Below are 919 nucleotides of genomic sequence, written 5' to 3'. Positions count from 1 at the left end.
ATAATTAATTATGTATAAATAAATTAATAATTCAAGGAGAGATAGTGATGAAATTTAAAAAGTGGTTTCTTCAAAAAATTTGGTAACGCTAAAGTAGAAGCTATTTATTAGTTCTTTGAATTAGATGGTGTTTTTAAAGAATGTTTTTAAGTGATTTTGATTTAAAAGAGGTTCTTATTGTATGAAAAATGCTTGATAAAGTTAAATTACACTATTAAATAACCACCCACGCATGTCACTGGGTGGTTATTAATTTATATAAATTCAGTTAACTAAAACTAACTATTTTTAACAAAAAAGCAAAAAATTAGTCACATCTATTGAATATAAATTTAAAAGGTATTATAGTTGAGTATGAAGAAAGTCAACTCTCTATGCCGTTCTTTCTTCCTAACTTGTTACTGTCTGTAGTTAGCTCATCAGGTAACTAATAATATAGTTATATACAATCAGGAGTGAATTGTATAGCCCGGCAGAGGCCATATATCTGACTGTTGGTCCCGCAGGAGACTTCTTCCTTGCCTTCACTCATATACATAATCCCTACTTACTTTAATGTTTGTAGGGATATTTTTAAGGAGTGTACTAGGTGGGGGAATTAACATATTTAAAAATAAATGGGGAAAGTGATGTTGATCTACAAAGAATTCTAAATGATTTCATTAATTGTTTTTGCAAAGGTTATGTAGAAATAAAAACGAAATATAAAATTCTCCCTGTCTTTAAAATAAACTTTCATAAAAACAATTTGCCGCATCTACTAGGTTTACATTACATACATAAAAAAGAGAGCGCTAAAAAAATTATTGGAAGAATTGCAGAAGGTAAAATCACACATAAAACTATAAAGCAACACTATGAGTATCATAATATTAAAGATAGGCTAACTAATTACAACTTTTTACATAAATGCTTTATT

General features: G+C 28.0%; 1 protein-coding gene. It reads left to right on the top strand.

Going from position 1 to position 919, the window contains the following annotated elements; genetic code table 11:
- Positions 1-589 precede the first annotated feature (589 nt).
- Positions 590-919, top strand: a 330-nt coding sequence (locus tag CD172_RS12090; protein WP_240598414.1) for a PBECR4 domain-containing protein, incomplete at its 3' end; no start/stop codon positions are given.

This window comes from Staphylococcus agnetis (assembly GCF_002901865.1).
Lineage (GTDB): Bacteria > Bacillota > Bacilli > Staphylococcales > Staphylococcaceae > Staphylococcus > Staphylococcus agnetis.
This window is presented reverse-complemented; position numbering and strand designations above follow the sequence as displayed.